This window comes from Bacillus sp. 0102A (assembly GCF_036765155.1).
Classification (GTDB): Bacteria; Bacillota; Bacilli; order Bacillales; family Bacillaceae; genus Bacillus; species Bacillus subtilis_G.
In genome coordinates, this window is the sequence record NZ_JBAIZW010000004.1 from 99,057 (window position 1) to 114,808 (window position 15,752).

Here is a 15,752-nt window from a genome sequence, read left to right on the forward strand (position 1 = left end):
TCCTACAACATTACTTGACGTTTAGAAAAAGAAAAAAAGCGGCGCAGCTTACAACAATCAGCAGCAGGACGACGGATGCATTGAGGAACGGCTGCAAAAGAAGCAGCACAGCCAAAAACAGCAAATAAGCCGCACCGACTCGCGAAATCGTGACAATCTCCTTTTGAGAGCGTAATTTGTTTTTTCTGACGCCAGCAAACATCATCAGTTTTTTCCGCTTCCACACATATCCGGCGAGCACCGTTAAATAAACAACCAGCGGCAGATATCTGTAATCGGGCGGCAGCAGCGGCAAGGCGATAATCACGGCAATGAGAAGAACCGAAAGCCAGCTTTTGCCCAATAAAGACCCCCTCCGTTTCGTCTCTCCCCCATCACCCCTCATCGCTTCGGCAAGCTCCTTCGGATGAGAAAATTCGGTTTCAACAGCTTCCAGCAGTTCCTCTTCACTAAGGCCGGCTTTGATTCTGTCTTGTACGAAAGCGGTTATATGCCCCTTTAATTCGCAGATGGCGTTTTCTCTCTCTACATCAGGCATATTCGCCAGCTCTGCATTTAGTTCCTCCATGTACCTGTCAATGATGTGCTGTGCATTCATAGCAAATCCTCCGATAAAGACAGTAAGGCTTGATGGGTTTCCAGGTATTTCTCCAGCCGTTCTTTTAACATTTCTTCTCCTTTTTGCGTCATTTTATAATACTTTCTTTTCGGGCCGTCCAGTGAATCCTCCCAAAAAAATTCGATCCATCCCTTCTCGGTCATTCGTTTAAGAATCGGATAAATCGCTCCCTCTGAAATAGCCAGTGCCGAGGTTGTTTTTAAGAATGACGTCAGCTCATAACCGTACATCGGTTTAGAGCGCAGCAGGGAAAGGATGGCCAGCTCGAAAATCCCTTTTCGAAATTGAACAATCCAGCGGTCATTAACTTGATTCGTTTTCATGGTTTAAATATATCGAAAAAACCACTATATATCAATCACATATAGCAGTGAAAAAGGTCCTGTTTTTTCTTTTAACAAAAATGGAATTTCTCATACTTTTTAACCTTTTTATTACATAAATGTTTTTATATTATGAAAAGTAAAAAAACGATTCTTGAGGTTAAAAGGAGCAGTCGAATGCAGAAATCGATATCATTTTTTGTCATTTTTTCAGTCCTTTGGGGTTCGTTATTTCTGTTTTCTATTATTGGCAGCTTAGGGACAACCCCGATTCCGCTGACAAAGGACGTCAAATTTCTCTTGTCCAGCGTCATTCCTCAGGGCTGGGGCTTTTTCAGCAAAAATCCCCGTGATACTGCGATCGGATTATATGAGGATGGCGAAGAAAGTGCCAAGGTCAGCTGGCCCAATATGAGGGCTGATAATCTATTCGGCCTGTATCGGTATGGGAGATCTCAAGGCGTTGAAATGGGCGTCATCTACAGCCAAGTCGGCAAGGAACAGTGGACAGCATGTAAAGAAAAGGACCTCGGCGCCTGCAAAAGCAAAGCCAAAACCGTGCAATTAAAAACACCCGCTCCCCGCCCGCTGCTTTGCGGCAGCTACTTTTTGACGAAAGAGGATATTGTTCCTTGGAGCTATTCTAAATACACCCCTTCGTCTTATCAGGTAAAAAGCATAGTCAAGGTTGTGATCTCATGCTCGAAAACATAAAACAGACCATCACCGGATGGGACGAAAGAAACCCGTGGACAAATGTATACGGCCTCGCGCGAAGCATCATTGCGCTATCCAGCCTGCTGACGCTGCTCGTCAATCATCCGAGTCTCATCATGAAGCCAGCGAGCGGAATCAGCAGTTATCCTGCCTGTAAAATGAATCTCAGTCTCTTTTGCCTCGGCGAAAATAACTATATAATGTTAAATCTTCTCAGATGGGTCTGCATTGTCATTCTGGTGCTTGTCGTGATTGGCTGGCGCCCTAGAGTCACCGGGGTTCTCCATTGGTATGTGAGTTACAGCTTGCAGTCATCGTTAATCGTCATCGACGGAGGCGAGCAGGCAGCAGCTGTCATGACCTTTTTATTGCTCCCCATCACGCTGACCGATCCGAGAAAATGGCATTGGAGCACGAGTCCTCTAGAGGGCAAAAGAACACTTGGAAAAATTACAGCTTTTATTTCTTATTTTGTGATCAGAATCCAAGTGGCGGTGCTTTATTTTCACTCTACCGTCGCTAAGCTGTCTCAGCAGGAATGGGTGGACGGAACAGCCGTCTATTATTTCGCCCAGGAAAAAACCATCGGCTTTAACGGCTTTTTTCAGGCGTTAACAAAGCCGTTTGTGACAAGTCCATTCGTGGTGATTCCGACATGGGGGACGCTGTTGGTTCAGATTGTCATCTTTGCGGCGCTGTTCGCGCCGAAGAAGCATTGGAGATTGATTTTGATCATCGCTGTTTTTATGCATGAGATTTTTGCAGTCATGCTGGGCCTCATCAGTTTCTCGCTTATCATGGCCGGCATTTTGATATTGTATCTCACTCCTATCGATTCCACGATTCAATTTACATATATTCGCAGACTGTTGTGGAATAAAAAACAAAAGAAGGGAGAGGTTTCAGTTTGAAGAAGGCGTTTCTAGTGCTTTTGTCGGTTGTATTGGTGACGACTGTGTTTTTGGTGAAGCAGCAAGAAAGTGTGGCACAGGCAAAGCAGCTCGAGTATTCAGGTGAGGAAATTTTTAAAGGCTTTGTATTTGCTCAGGGGGAAGTAGGCAAACAGCTTCCAGAGGTCTTCAATAAAGCCATGACTGACAAACTCAACACAAAAGAGGCAAAGGCATTTGCCAATCAGGTTGTTGCTGATATTAAAAAAGAGGATGCTGACTTCTTTGATAACCTGAAGAAAGCTGTTTACAGCAAAGATGCATTGAAAGTGGATGAACTGCTGAAAAAAGCGGGTCAAATCGTTGAAGAAAAAGTGGAAGCCGCAAAGGAAATCGCCGCTTCCAAGGATGATACGTCCAGAGTTCAGGCCGAGCTCGTCAACACGGTCGATACCGCTAACTATTTCTATTATGTTTCTTATGTTGCTGCAGCCGGTGCCCTGATCCTGATCATTCTTGCCATTGATATTACGCCGATTGCGATTTCAGACAATGTCGATCGCGAAATGGCAATCAGAACGCTGGTTGATGAATTAAACTAGAAATAAACAAAGGCTCGCTCTGCACTCCTGCTGCAGGCGAGCCTTTTTCATGCTATTTTTTCTCGTATGTCCATCCGTCTTCCTGATACACTTTTCCACTTTTCATTAAATGGCCGAGCGCGCGTTTAAAGGCGGCCTTGCTCATGTTAAAACGTTCTCTGATATCGTCAGGCTGGCTTTTGTCGCCGTAAGGCATAGCGCCGTTTCTTGTTCTTATATACGTCAGAATGTACTCGGCATCTACAGACAATGCATCCTGTTTTCTCGGAAGCAGCGACATATTGACTGAACCGTCTTCTTTTACTTGAATCACCCGTCCCGTGATTCTTGAACCGAGTCTTGGCTCCTCTTTTCTTTCTGACGGATGGATAAAACCGCGGATACCGTCGTCCGTGATAATGAATGAACCTGTTGCGATCAGTCTATACACCGTACCTGTCAGCTCTTTATTCATCAGATCCTCTGAGGCATCGGTAAACAGTTCGCTGATGATGTCTTCCGGCGCTGGTTTGGCAAACATGCGCCCCCGGTTCGTCACTTTCAGCATACAGTAGAGCTTGTCGCCTTTTTGCGGCCAGACATCTTCGTATGGCGGCAAATGCTCAGTTGCAACAAGCGCGTCCTTAGATAAACCGACATCAACGAATACTCCCATATCTTCCACTTTATCCACCACTTCGACCCAGCCGTACTCATCCGCGCTGATGACAGGAATTCTCATCGTGGCCGCAAGCCTTTCCTGCTGATCGACGTATATAAAAACCTCTACTTCGTCTCTGTCCTCGATATCCTCAGTTATTTCACTGTTATGTAAGAGAATCGTGTCTTCTCCGTCGGTTAAAAAGTAACCGAAGTCCGTTTGGTGATCTATACTCAAGGTTAATTGCTGCCCTGGTCTCATGCTATCGTCCTTCCTGTTCCGCTTATTTTTCTGCGGATGCTGTTAACATTTTTTCCAATCATCACAAATTGATTCTTTGTTCTGTTGGAAGTTTCTCTTTATTCTACTATAATCAACACATAAGTTAAATGTTATGGAGGTTTTCATATGGCAAAAGAAAGTTCATTTGATATAGTATCCAAGGTGGAATTGCCTGAGGTGCAAAACGCGATCCAAATCGCATTAAAGGAAATCAGCACACGCTATGACTTTAAAGGAAGCAAAAGCGACATTTCTTTAGATAAAGAGGAGCTTGTCCTCGTTTCCGATGATGAATTCAAATTAAGCCAGCTGAAAGATGTGCTGGTCAGTAAATTGATTAAACGAAACGTGCCGACAAAAAACATTGATTACGGCAAGGTTGAAAACGCGTCCGGCGGAACGGTGCGCCAGCGCGCAAAGCTTGTTCAAGGCATTGACAAAGATAATGCCAAAAAAGTCAATATGATCATCAAAAACTCCGGACTGAAAGTAAAGTCTCAAGTGCAGGATGATCAAGTGCGCGTCACCGGAAAAAACAAGGATGACCTGCAGCAGATTATCTCAGCTGTGCGGGATGCAGATCTGCCGATTGACGTTCAATTTATAAATTTCAGATAAATTTTCTGAATCCTATTGATTATTGTCTTTATTTTCGGTAAATTTGGAGAAAGGGAAAAAACCCGGAATCTTTTGGCATTTCCTGAACACGAAAACTTCATATCCGTTCTTATCAAGAGAAGCAGAGGGACTGGCCCGACGAAGCTTCAGCAACCGGTGTAATGGCGATCAGCCATGACCAAGGTGCTAAATCCAGCAAGCTCGAACAGCTTGGAAGATAAGAAGAGACAAAATCACTGACAAAGTCTTCTTCTTAAGAGGACTTTTTTTATTTCTCTTTTTTCCTTGCTGAATGTGAATAAAGGAGGCAGACAATGGGACTTTTAGAAGATTTGCAAAAACAGGTGTTAATCGGTGACGGCGCCATGGGGACGCTCCTCTACTCCTATGGCATTGACAGATGTTTCGAGGAGCTCAACATTTCGAAGCCGGAGGAAATTCAGCGCATACATAAAGCGTACGTTGAGGCGGGAGCCGACATCATTCAAACGAATACGTACGGGGCCAATTATATTAAATTATCGAGACACGGGCTTGAGGATGACATTAAAAAAATGAATCAAGAGGCAGTAAGAATCGCGCGGGCTTCAGCAGGCGATGCGTACGTCCTTGGGACGATGGGCGGCATCCGCACATTTAATAAAAACGCGTACAGCCTTGACGAAATCAAACGCAGTTTTCGCGAGCAGCTGTACCTGCTGCTGCATGAAGAGCCGGATGGCTTGCTGTTAGAAACATATTATGATTTGGAAGAAGCCCGTGAAGTGCTGAAAATCGCGCGCAAAGAGACTGGACTTCCAATTATGCTCAATGTCTCTATGCATGAGCAAGGCGTACTGCAGGACGGAACATCTCTTTCTGAAGCATTGCGATCGATTGCGGATCTCGGGGCTGATATCGTCGGCATTAACTGCCGGCTCGGCCCTTATCATATGATTGAAGCGCTCAGCGAAGTGCCGATTTTTGAAGACGTGTTCTTATCAGTTTATCCGAACAGCAGTCTTCCTTCGCTTGAAGAGGGACGGCTCGTCTATGAAACTGACGACACGTATTTTCAAAACAGCGCGGCAGAATTCCGCAAGCAAGGCGCGCGGATTATCGGCGGCTGCTGCGGCACCACGCCGAATCATATCCGCGCGATGGCGGAAGCGGTTGGCGGGCTTGCTCCGATTACGGAAAAAGAAGTCAAAACCCGGGCGAAAGAATTTATCTCTGTTCATCATGAGCGGACAGAGCCCGGCCTGAATGAGATCGCGGCGGAAAAACGCTCCATCATCGTAGAGCTGGATCCGCCGAAAAAATTGAGTTTTGACAAGTTTTTGTCCGCCGCTGCTGAATTAAAAGAAGCGGGAATCGACGCCCTGACGCTCGCTGATAATTCCTTGGCGACCCCGCGGATCAGCAATGTTGCCTGCGGCGCCCTTGTGAAGCAGCAGCTCGATATGCGCTCCCTTGTCCACATTACGTGCCGTGACCGAAACATTATTGGCTTGCAGTCACATTTAATGGGCCTTGATACATTAGGGCTGAATGACGTGCTGGCTATCACAGGCGACCCTTCTAAAATCGGGGACTTCCCGGGGGCGACGTCTGTTTATGATTTAACATCCTTTGATTTAATCAGGCTGATCAAACAGTTCAATGAAGGGCTGTCCCTGTCCGGAAAACCCCTGGGCAAGAAAACGAATTTCTCAGTCGCCGCCGCATTTAATCCTAACGTCCGCCATCTGGATAAAGCGGTAAAACGGCTGGAGAAAAAAATAGATTGCGGCGCCGATTATTTTGTTTCACAGCCTGTCTATTCCGAGCAGAAGCTTGTCGATATCCATAACGAAACAAAGCATCTGAAGACGCCGATCTATATCGGCATTATGCCGCTCACAAGCAGCCGGAATGCTGAATTCATCCACAATGAAATTCCCGGGATTAAGCTGTCAGACTCTATTCGCGAAAAAATGGCTCTTGCAGGTGAGGATAAAGAGAAGCAAAAAGCGGAAAGCCTTGCAATTGCACATTCCCTGCTGGATGCGGCATGCGAGCTGTTTAATGGCATCTACTTGATTACGCCTTTTCTCAGATCTGACTTAACCGCTGAGCTCACCTCGTATATTCAGCAAAAAGACGAACAACGCCAAAATATTTATTTGCGTTAAATATGGCTGCCTGAGTCAATCAGGCAGTCTTTTCTAATCGGATTCATGTTACGATATAGAAAACTTTTTAAGAGGAGGAACATCATGCTTGAAGTTAAAACCATTTCCGCAGAAGATACATACGACATCCGGCAGCGCATCCTGCGTCCCCATCAATCCATCGAACAATGCAAATATGAACAGGACCATGCGGAAGGCGCTTTTCATCTCGGTGTATTTTTTGAAGGAACGCTCATCAGCATCGCTTCTTTTTCCCCTCAACATCAGCCATTATTAACAGCCTCAGCCGCATATCAGCTGAGAGGCATGGCGACGCTTGAAGGATATCGCGAACAAAAAGCCGGCAGCGCGCTGATCAAACACGCGGAGGAGAAACTGGCCGAGAGAGGCGTGCAGGCGGTCTGGTGCAATGCAAGATACCATGTCAAAGGCTACTACGCAAAGCTTGAATGGAAGGAACTTGGCGAACCATTTGAAGTTCCCGGCATTGGCACACATATCGTCATGTACAAAAAACTCGGAACAAGCAGGTGAACTGTGTGAAGGTAATGGATGAGCTGATTGAGCTTCATGAAGAACATATTCCCGGCCTATTGCGGCTTTGCAGGCAAGCCGGGTGGCCGGATTATGGCGAACAAGAGCTGAAAATGCTTGTCCAACAAGGACGCTTTTTCGGTTATCAAAATGTCCGCGGAGACATCATCTCCTGTATCGGCTTGTTTTTGTTTGGCCGTCTTGCTTCTATCGGACTCGTCATCGTGGATAAGGAATACAAACGGCTCGGTCTCGGGCGCCGGATGGTAAACGCGTGTATCAGCCAAACGGATGAAAGCACCACCATCAGGCTTTGCGCCACAAAAGAAGGTTTGCCGCTTTATGAAAAGACAGGTTTTCATACGGCGGGTTCAGTCCGAAAGTACAGCTGTCACAGTTTTCAACCGATTGAAAAGCAAGATCACCTTGATGCTGAACTGGCACCCTTTAGAGAACAAGATTTTCAAGAATTAGCCGCTGCCGACCTGGCAGCCTTTGGCGGAGATCGATCAAACCTTATGCAGCAGCTTATTTCCACTTCAAAGGAATGTATTATCGCCAGAAACAACAAGGGTCAGCTGATTGGCTACGGCCTTTCTGTACAGACACCTGCCAATCTGAAATTCGGCCCCCTCATCGCCCCATCATCAGACGTTGCTGCAAGATTAATCAACAGGCTGGCCGTCGGCAAACAAGGCCCGATGCGCATCGATATACCGGCTGAACACACGACTCTGCATGACAGGCTGATAGAAATGGGATTTCAAGCAGACGCAGAGCCACCCCTTATGCTTTACCAGAAAAAGATGCTGCCTGACCAAAATGGACACTTATATGTATTGATTTCGCAGGCGCTCGGCTAACCCTCTTTTTCCCGAACAGGTATTTTCTGTTCGGTTTTTTGCTGTCTGAACGTTGAATAAATGAAGCTATCAGGGACATTCTAAGCAGAAGAAAAGGAGTGTGCTCTGAGATGGAATCATCAAAACAAAATAACGGAATGACGATTGTTGCAATCGGTTCAATCCCTTTAATTTTAACACTTGGAAACTCAATGCTTATTCCGATTTTGCCAAAAATGCAATCTGAACTTCATTTATCTCAATTTCAGGTCAGTCTCGTCATCACAGTATTTTCCTTGATTGCGGCGTTTGCCATTCCGATTGTCGGTTATCTCGCCGACCGATTCTCAAGGAAAATCATTATTATCCCCTGCTTATTTCTGTATGGTGCCGGCGGCCTGTTAGCCGGTTTTGCCGCAGGTTTTTTTGACAATGCATACCCTTGGGTCATGGCAGGACGGGCGCTACAGGGAATCGGAGCAGCCGGAACCGGCCCGATTGCCATGGCGCTGACGGGTGATCTGTTTAAAGGCGCCCAAGAAAGCAAGGTGCTCGGCCTCGTTGAAGCCTCAAACGGCATGGGGAAAGTGCTTTCGCCAATCATCGGATCGCTTATCGCTTTGCTTGTTTGGTATGGCGCGTTTTTTGCCTTCCCGGTGTTTTGTATCATTTCGATCGTGCTGACTTGGATTTTTATTAAAGAAAAGAAAAAGGAAAAAGAACCGCCCCCGATCGGAAAATATGCGAAAGGCCTGTTAAGTGTTTTTAAACATGAAGGCAGATGGCTGTTTACCGCTTATTTAGCGGGTGCGACTTGTTTGTTTACCTTATTCGGGATTCTCTTTTACCTATCTGATGTCCTCGAAAAAACATACGATACCGATGGCGTCAAAAAAGGCTTGATTTTGGCGATTCCGCTTTTGGTCATGTGTGTGACGTCCTATACAACCGGAAGCAAGATCGGGAAAAAGCAATCGTTAATGAAAAAGCTGATCGTTCTCGGATTGGCCTTTATGACTGTTTCTTATGCGGCATTGTCTTTCATTGAAAATCTCGTGTTCTTTATCAGCGTTCTCGTATTGAGCAGTATAGGCTCCGGCCTTGTTCTTCCTTGTGTGAACAGCTTTATTACCGGGGCTGTCGGTAAAGAAAGACGGGGATTTGTGACCTCGCTGTACGGATCGGTTCGTTTCTTAGGGGTTGCCATCGGGCCTCCGATTTTCGGCCGCCTCATGCAATGGTCCAGACCCGGCATGTTTTTAAGCATTGCGGGATTGACGCTTGTTGTCGGCATTCTCGTGATGTTGCTCATCCATGTGAACCAAAACAAAGAAGACCAAGAAGACCAAGAAGACACAAAAGAAAAAGAAGACTCTAAAATGGCTGGCAATCGGCTTCAGCCAGCTGAGGAAAGGTAGTATCAGTTTGAAAATCGAACGGGTTGAGACCTTTCCGCTTTTGCATCGATTAGAAGAGCCGTACGGAGACGCAAACGGATTCAAACAATATCGAACTTGCTATCTCATCAGAATTATCACCGAAAGCGGGATTGACGGCTGGGGAGAATGCGTTGATTGGCTCCCGGCTCTCCATATCGGTTTTACCAAACGGATCATTCCCTATCTTTTAGGAAAACAGGCCGGCAGCCGTCTGCCATTAGTGCGCACGATTCAAAAATGGCATCAGCGGGCGGCCTCCGCTGTAAGCATGGCGCTGACAGAAATTGCGGCCAAAGCTGCGGATTGTTCGGTTTGCGAACTATGGGGCGGGCGGTACAGAGAAGAGATCCCTGTATATGCCTCTTTTCAATCGTATTCAGAGCACCCGCAATGGATCAGCCGGTCGGTTTCCAGCGTTGAATCCCAGTTAAAAAAAGGCTTTAAGCAAATCAAAGTCAAAATCGGCGGGACTGCGTTCGAGGAAGATGTACGGCACATTAACGCACTGCAGCATACGGTCGGCAGCTCCATTACGATGATTCTGGACGCAAACCAAAGCTACGACGCCGCGACCGCTTTCAAATGGGAACGCTATTTTTATGAGTGGATGAACATCGGCTGGTTCGAGGAGCCTTTGCCCTTTGATCACCCGCAGGATTACGCGTTGCTGCGCAGCCGTTTATCTGTTCCTGTTGCCGGAGGAGAAAATATGAAAGGCGCGGCCCAATTTGCGCCCCTTCTTTCCCAGCGGTGCTTGGATATCATTCAGCCCGATGTCATGCATGTTAACGGAATCGATGAATTCCGGGACTGCCTCCAGCTCGCGCGTTATTTCGGCGTCAGAGCGTCCGCACATGCATATGACGGTTCGCTCTCACGCCTATACGCTTTATTTGCACAAGCCTGTCTGGCTCCATGGTCTAAAATGGAAAACGATCAAATTGAACCGATTGAGTGGGACGTCATGGAGAATCCTTTTACAGATCTCATCGGCCTCCAGCCTTCAAAAGGACTGGTCCACATCCCGAAAGGCAAAGGCATTGGCTCAGAAATCAATATGGACATCGTCAATCGCTACAAGTGGGATGGCTCAGTCTATTAAGCTGGGCCATTTCTTTATTTGCAGACATAAATCATGGACAGCCTCATAAAATTTAAACAGCGGACAAGTCTTTTCATAAAGGAGCAAATGACTTAATGGCTGAACTGCTGATGAAAGCAAAACTCACGTTTATGATTGTCGTAGGCGGCGTACTACAGGGACTCGGCATGTCCTTGTTTTTATTTCCGCATGATATTCCGACAGGCGGGGCAGCAGGTATCGCGGTGCTATTGCATTATCTGTTTCAAATTCCGCATGGCTTTTCAGTATGGGCCGTGAATGTGTCGATGCTTTTTACCGCTTTAAAATGGCTGGAGATGAGAACATTCACCGGCACCCTTGCCTCAATTACCGTCACCTCTGTCTCAGTATTGATCTTTGATGCGATTGTTCCGGATATCACATCAAACCTGTGGCTTGATCTGGCAAGCGGCGCTGTGTTATTGGGACTCGGCATCGGACTTTTATACAAATATAAAATTTCAAACGGAGGATTCGGAGCCCTTGCCCTGATGATTTCCATCTACCGCGGCGGGAATCCCGGAACGATCCTGCTCTTCATGAATTGCATCATTTTTATGGTTACTGCGTCTATTATTGACTGGGGCATCGTCGTTCAAGCTTTGATATGCCAAGTCATATCGACAAGAGTCATCGACTTCATCTATAACATCCGTCTGACTTCACTCCCCTATCTCACGCCTATGTACCGCCATAAAAAATAATAGGCAGAGGCTCTCTCACGACGAGAGCCCCGCAGCCGCCGTTTTACAAATAAAAAGTATCGGATCTTAACCCTAAACGCAGCGTCTCCAACGCGATTGCATCTTGAAATGGGATATTGGCCAGATTCACATTCGACCCGATCCTATGGATAAACCCATGCTGGAGCGTTTTGTTCGGCGCTTCAAAAATCAGCCGGTTCATATCAATATCCGAGGAAATGATGTCATCGACAATTTGAAACCTAACATCGCCGCTGCTCGAACAGATTCCTCCTGTCCCGCTTTCCCTGGCCTCCGTCATCACTTTTTCCGCGCCCGCTTCCATATCCTCAACGATATACTCAAGCCATTCCTCAGAACTTTGCCGGCTTGATAATTCCGCATCCTTACTGCCCACTTCGCTGAACACATGAAATTCATCGGAAAAATCGGCAATGTAAGCCGCTTTCTCTTTATTTGTCATGGGGAGCGTACCGTTTGAAATCTCAATGTATTCACAGCCGAAATAGGTACAGTACCGATGAAATTCATTCACTTTTTTCTGGCTTACATACTTCTCAAACAGTGTGCCGCCAAAGAAAAATTTAATGTCATGCTCTTTCAGCGTGCTGATTTTTCCTTCAAGATCTTTCGTAAGTAATGATGTGCCCCAGCCGAATTTCACAAAATCAATATAGTCGGACGCCGCGGCTATTACATCTTTGAAAAAATGCAAAGGATAGCCGTTATCGATTAAAATGGTCTGCCCGGTTTCTCTCGGTTTGCTTGTTCTCACTGGCAATTCTAGTGAAAAATCATTCATATTATGACCCTCTCTATCGTTGGAACTTCGCTTTCTTGTTTCACTTTCATGACGAAATCGCCTGTCAATTCTTTTGTACAGTATGCGATGTCTTCCGAATCAAACAATGGCTGGCGGCAGTCAAAAAATTTCTCCGCAACAGATGAGCGTTTTATTCTTTCAATCGCCTCCGCAGCCGTTGCCTCATTTGTCTCTTCAATGATGCCCTTTATATACTGCGCACACGCCATGTCGTCATCACCTGACGGATGGGAAGCGACAATGTTCATGACACAATCCTTTGCGGCGAGCGTTTTCACATGCTCTGCTGTTGTTCTGGCGTTGGAAAATCCGGTCACGAACAGATGCTTGGCGTTCAGCGCCCCTAACGCCGCTGTGACGCCGTTTGTTGTTTTCTGGATCAGGCGCTTATCCGCCATATCCTGCTCCGCCATGCGTTTTGGTGAATTATCCAAATCAAACCCGCTGATACCGACCCCCTTTTCTTCTCCCGTCAATACGTAATCCGGATAGGTGTCTTTCAGCGCAAAGGCTTCGTCAGCTGTCCGGACCAATAAAATTTCTTTCGCCCCGCCGATAAACGCATAATGGGCGACTGTAAAGGCTCTGATGACATCAATGACGATATTAATATCCGCCGGGGCAAGCGAATGATGATGCCCCTGATAAATGGTAATCGGCATAACACCTCTCCTTGGGCATAAAACCATTTTGCTTAAAAGCATATTCAGCCGGTCTCTTAATGGTTCCGCCCCTCATTTTAGGCGGGCGCCGCACCTAAAAACCTGAACCTTTATGCAAAAAATGAATAGTCTGCCTATAACTCGATCAATAGATTAAAAACAGACAGATGCAAACGGGGGGAAAACGTTGAACGAACAAATCATCACATATGATACATGGAACGACACGCAGGCCAAACAGATAACGGGTCAATTGATCGATGAGCTCGATGTGCTGAAATGGGCTTACCGAACATACGGGGATAAGATTGTGTACGCGTGCAGCTTTGGCGCAGAAGGGATGGTGCTTCTCGATTTATTATCAAAAATCAACAAAAACGCGCACATCATCTTTTTGGATACAGGGCTGCATTTTCAGGAAACATATGAGCTGATCGAGACCGTCAAAGAGCAATATCCAAGCTTGAGAATCCAACTACTCCAACCCGAGCTGAGCTTAAAAGAACAGGAGACCCAATACGGCGAAGAACTGTGGAAGCATAACCCTAACCTATGCTGCCAATTGAGAAAAATCGAGCCGCTGAAAAAGCACCTGTCCGGCATGACAGCTTGGATTTCAGGGCTGCGCCGGGAGCAGTCGCCTTCGAGAAAGCATATTCAATACGTGAATCTGGATCAGAAGTTTGAGCTCATTAAAATTTGCCCGCTCATCCACTGGACATGGGATGACGTTTGGACGTACATCCGCCTGCACAATTTGCCTTATAACAAACTGCACGATCAACATTACCCGAGCATAGGCTGTGAAATGTGTACATTGCCTTCCTCGGACCCGAACGATGAGAGGGCCGGAAGATGGGCCGGACGGGAGAAAACAGAATGCGGCCTGCATCAAGAATAATGGCCGGCATGCCCTTGTTATGGTTTGAAAAGATATTAAGCGCTGCTTTAAAGCTTTCAGCAAGCGCAGAAAAGAAAACAAAGGAAACGTAAAAATGGAGGTTGAACACGTTGAATGGAAACGAGCCCCATGGAGGGGTGTTAATCAACCGCTGCGATCCCGCATGCCATTTTGAAGGGTGCACGTGCGAAGCGGAGCTGGATCAGCTTGCACTGAGCGACCTGGAGCTTATCGCGATCGGCGGCTACAGCCCGTTAACTGGTTTTTTGGGAGAAAAAGATTATCATTCTGTTGTGAAAGAGATGAGGCTGGCAAACGGCTTACCGTGGAGCCTGCCGATTACGCTGCCTGTCGGAGAAGAAACAGCAAAACAGTTGTCTGCCGGAGATCGCGTCAAGCTTGTGAAAGACGGCGTTGCCTACGGCATGATCACAGTCATTGATATATACCAGCCTGATAAAACACAAGAAGCACTGTCTGTTTTTAAAACAAACGATCCTGCCCACCCAGGCGTAAAAAAACTGCTGGAGCGTCCGGATTACTATATCGGAGGGCCTATCACGGTGAGCCGCCTACCCGACAAAACCTTCGAACAGTTTTACGCAGCGCCTGCAGAAACAAGAGCGGCCTTTAAAAAACTCGGCTGGCACACAATAGTCGGTTTTCAAACCAGAAATCCTGTTCACAGAGCGCATGAATACATTCAAAAAACAGCGTTAGAAACGGTCGACGGTCTGCTGCTTCATCCGCTCGTCGGAGAAACGAAGTCAGACGATATCCCAAGCGATATCAGAATGGAAAGTTATCAGGTTTTGCTTGATCACTATTATCCAAAGGATCGCGTCATGTTATCGGTCTTCCCTGCCGCCATGCGGTATGCAGGTCCGCGGGAAGCGATTTTCCACGCGCTCGTCCGCAAAAATTACGGCTGCACCCATTTTATTGTAGGCCGTGATCACGCGGGTGTCGGCAGCTATTATGGAACGTACGACGCACAAACTATTTTTCAATCATTCACAGAGGAGGAACTGGGCATCAAGCCGCTGTTTTTCGAGCACAGTTTTTACTGCCGGAAATGCGGAAACATGGCCACCTCGAAAACATGTCCGCATAGCCAAAGAGACCACATCCACTTATCAGGCACAAAAGTAAGAGAGCTTCTCCGCCAAGGGAAAAAACCGCCTAAAGAATTCAGCCGGCCTGAGGTCGCAAACGTGCTGATCAAGGGTCTACATCAACAGCCCGTTGCCATCCAGCAAAACAGCGGGGGATTGCAATGACGCATAATCCGAACATCATTTGGCACCCCGCTGCAATCTCAAAGTTTGACAGACAGTCCTTAAACGGACACAAAAGCTGCGCCCTCTGGTTTACCGGGCTGTCCGGCTCAGGAAAATCAGTGCTGGCCAATGCCGTTGATGAAAAACTGTACCGCATGGGCATTCAGAGCTATGTGCTTGACGGCGATAATATCCGCCACGGCTTAAACAAAGATCTTGGTTTTCAGCCTGAGGACAGGATTGAAAACATCCGCCGGATCGGAGAAGTGGCGAAGCTGTTTGTCGACAGCGGGCAAATGATTTTAACGGCTTTTATTTCTCCATTCAGAGAGGACCGGGACATGGTCAGAGCGCTATTCCCTGAAGGAGAGTTCTTCGAAATTTATGTGAAGTGCCCGCTGCATGTATGTGAACAGCGCGATCCGAAGGGACTTTATCAAAAAGCGCGAAACGGAGAGATCAAACATTTTACCGGAATCGATTCTCCGTATGAAGAGCCGCTTTCACCGGATTTCATCATTGAGTCAGACCAGACATCTATTTCCGATGGAGCTGATCTGATCATTACAGAACTGCAAAATAAAGGCATCATATGAAAAA

General features: G+C 46.7%; 17 protein-coding genes, 1 pseudogene and 1 riboswitch. Of the genes and pseudogenes, 13 read left to right on the forward strand and 5 right to left on the reverse strand.

What is annotated here, in order from left to right:
- Positions 1-10: 10 nt before the first annotated feature.
- Entirely contained in the window at positions 11-598 is a 588-nt protein-coding gene (locus tag V6D41_RS11080; RefSeq protein ID WP_333518230.1) for an HAAS signaling domain-containing protein, read from the reverse strand.
- On the reverse strand, positions 595-942 hold the full coding sequence (locus V6D41_RS11085) for a PadR family transcriptional regulator (RefSeq protein WP_333518231.1): 348 nt from the start codon (positions 940-942) through the stop codon (positions 595-597). The genes V6D41_RS11080 and V6D41_RS11085 overlap by 4 nt, the downstream gene beginning before the upstream one ends.
- Positions 943-1,119: 177 nt before the next feature.
- On the opposite strand from V6D41_RS11085, the gene V6D41_RS11090 reads away from it, so the two are divergent.
- The 3 genes from V6D41_RS11090 to V6D41_RS11100 are packed head-to-tail and all read left to right on the forward strand — an operon-like array spanning position 1,120 to position 3,151.
- The gene (locus V6D41_RS11090) at positions 1,120-1,656 is read left to right on the forward strand and encodes an SdpA family antimicrobial peptide system protein (RefSeq protein WP_333518232.1); all 537 of its coding nucleotides are present in this window, start codon (positions 1,120-1,122) and stop codon (positions 1,654-1,656) included.
- Positions 1,641-2,570: a sporulation-delaying protein SdpB family protein gene (locus tag V6D41_RS11095; protein ID WP_333518233.1), complete on the forward strand. Its 930-nt coding sequence runs from the start codon at positions 1,641-1,643 to the stop codon at positions 2,568-2,570. The genes V6D41_RS11090 and V6D41_RS11095 overlap by 16 nt, the downstream gene beginning before the upstream one ends.
- Positions 2,567-3,151: a sporulation delaying protein family toxin gene (locus V6D41_RS11100; RefSeq protein WP_333518234.1), complete on the forward strand. Its 585-nt coding sequence runs from the start codon at positions 2,567-2,569 to the stop codon at positions 3,149-3,151. Before V6D41_RS11095 ends, V6D41_RS11100 begins: the two co-directional genes overlap by 4 nt.
- Positions 3,152-3,203: 52 nt before the next feature.
- Here V6D41_RS11100 and V6D41_RS11105 read toward each other — a convergent pair.
- A pseudogene (locus V6D41_RS11105) lies at positions 3,204-4,101 on the reverse strand (CvfB family protein).
- Positions 4,102-4,199: 98 nt separating this feature from the next.
- On the opposite strand from V6D41_RS11105, the gene V6D41_RS11110 reads away from it, so the two are divergent.
- The 7 genes from V6D41_RS11110 (at position 4,200) to V6D41_RS11140 (ending at position 11,486) form a co-directional block, all read left to right on the forward strand.
- On the forward strand, positions 4,200-4,691 hold the full coding sequence (locus V6D41_RS11110) for a YajQ family cyclic di-GMP-binding protein (RefSeq protein WP_148964259.1): 492 nt from the start codon (positions 4,200-4,202) through the stop codon (positions 4,689-4,691).
- A 106-nt stretch (positions 4,692-4,797) separates the two neighbouring features.
- Positions 4,798-4,915, forward strand: a riboswitch (SAM riboswitch).
- A 90-nt stretch (positions 4,916-5,005) separates the two neighbouring features.
- Positions 5,006-6,844: a bifunctional homocysteine S-methyltransferase/methylenetetrahydrofolate reductase gene (locus tag V6D41_RS11115; protein WP_333518235.1), complete on the forward strand. Its 1,839-nt coding sequence runs from the start codon at positions 5,006-5,008 to the stop codon at positions 6,842-6,844.
- An 84-nt stretch (positions 6,845-6,928) separates the two neighbouring features.
- Positions 6,929-7,378 carry a GNAT family N-acetyltransferase gene (locus V6D41_RS11120; RefSeq protein WP_333518236.1) on the forward strand — a complete coding sequence of 150 codons (450 nt, stop codon included), beginning with the start codon at positions 6,929-6,931 and terminating at the stop codon, positions 7,376-7,378.
- A gap of 5 nt (positions 7,379-7,383) precedes the next feature.
- Positions 7,384-8,241, forward strand: a complete 858-nt coding sequence (locus V6D41_RS11125; RefSeq protein WP_333518237.1) for a GNAT family N-acetyltransferase — start codon at positions 7,384-7,386, stop codon at positions 8,239-8,241.
- Positions 8,242-8,351: 110 nt separating this feature from the next.
- A complete protein-coding gene (locus tag V6D41_RS11130) occupies positions 8,352-9,638 on the forward strand; it encodes an MFS transporter (protein WP_333518238.1) in 1,287 nt (428 codons plus the stop codon).
- A gap of 7 nt (positions 9,639-9,645) precedes the next feature.
- Complete coding sequence (locus tag V6D41_RS11135; protein ID WP_333518239.1) at positions 9,646-10,761, forward strand: mandelate racemase/muconate lactonizing enzyme family protein; 1,116 nt, start codon at positions 9,646-9,648, stop codon at positions 10,759-10,761.
- 95 nt (positions 10,762-10,856) lie between these two features.
- The gene (locus V6D41_RS11140; protein WP_333518240.1) at positions 10,857-11,486 is read left to right on the forward strand and encodes a YitT family protein; all 630 of its coding nucleotides are present in this window, start codon (positions 10,857-10,859) and stop codon (positions 11,484-11,486) included.
- Positions 11,487-11,529: 43 nt separating this feature from the next.
- On the opposite strand, the gene V6D41_RS11145 is transcribed toward V6D41_RS11140, so the two are convergent.
- Positions 11,530-12,288, reverse strand: a complete 759-nt coding sequence (locus V6D41_RS11145) for a phosphosulfolactate synthase (protein ID WP_148964252.1) — start codon at positions 12,286-12,288, stop codon at positions 11,530-11,532.
- Positions 12,285-12,971 carry a 2-phosphosulfolactate phosphatase gene (locus V6D41_RS11150; protein WP_289346878.1) on the reverse strand — a complete coding sequence of 229 codons (687 nt, stop codon included), beginning with the start codon at positions 12,969-12,971 and terminating at the stop codon, positions 12,285-12,287. The genes V6D41_RS11145 and V6D41_RS11150 overlap by 4 nt, the downstream gene beginning before the upstream one ends.
- A gap of 187 nt (positions 12,972-13,158) precedes the next feature.
- On the opposite strand from V6D41_RS11150, the gene V6D41_RS11155 reads away from it, so the two are divergent.
- The 3 genes from V6D41_RS11155 to cysC all read left to right on the forward strand — a co-directional run bounded on the left by V6D41_RS11155 (position 13,159) and on the right by cysC (position 15,748).
- Positions 13,159-13,872 (forward strand): phosphoadenylyl-sulfate reductase, encoded by a 714-nt coding sequence (locus V6D41_RS11155; RefSeq protein ID WP_333518241.1) that lies wholly within the window; start codon positions 13,159-13,161, stop codon positions 13,870-13,872.
- A gap of 110 nt (positions 13,873-13,982) precedes the next feature.
- Positions 13,983-15,152 carry a sulfate adenylyltransferase gene (sat, locus tag V6D41_RS11160; protein WP_148964249.1) on the forward strand — a complete coding sequence of 390 codons (1,170 nt, stop codon included), beginning with the start codon at positions 13,983-13,985 and terminating at the stop codon, positions 15,150-15,152.
- Positions 15,149-15,748, forward strand: a complete 600-nt coding sequence (cysC, locus tag V6D41_RS11165) for an adenylyl-sulfate kinase (RefSeq protein ID WP_333518242.1) — start codon at positions 15,149-15,151, stop codon at positions 15,746-15,748. The genes sat and cysC overlap by 4 nt, the downstream gene beginning before the upstream one ends.
- Positions 15,749-15,752: the final 4 nt, after the last annotated feature.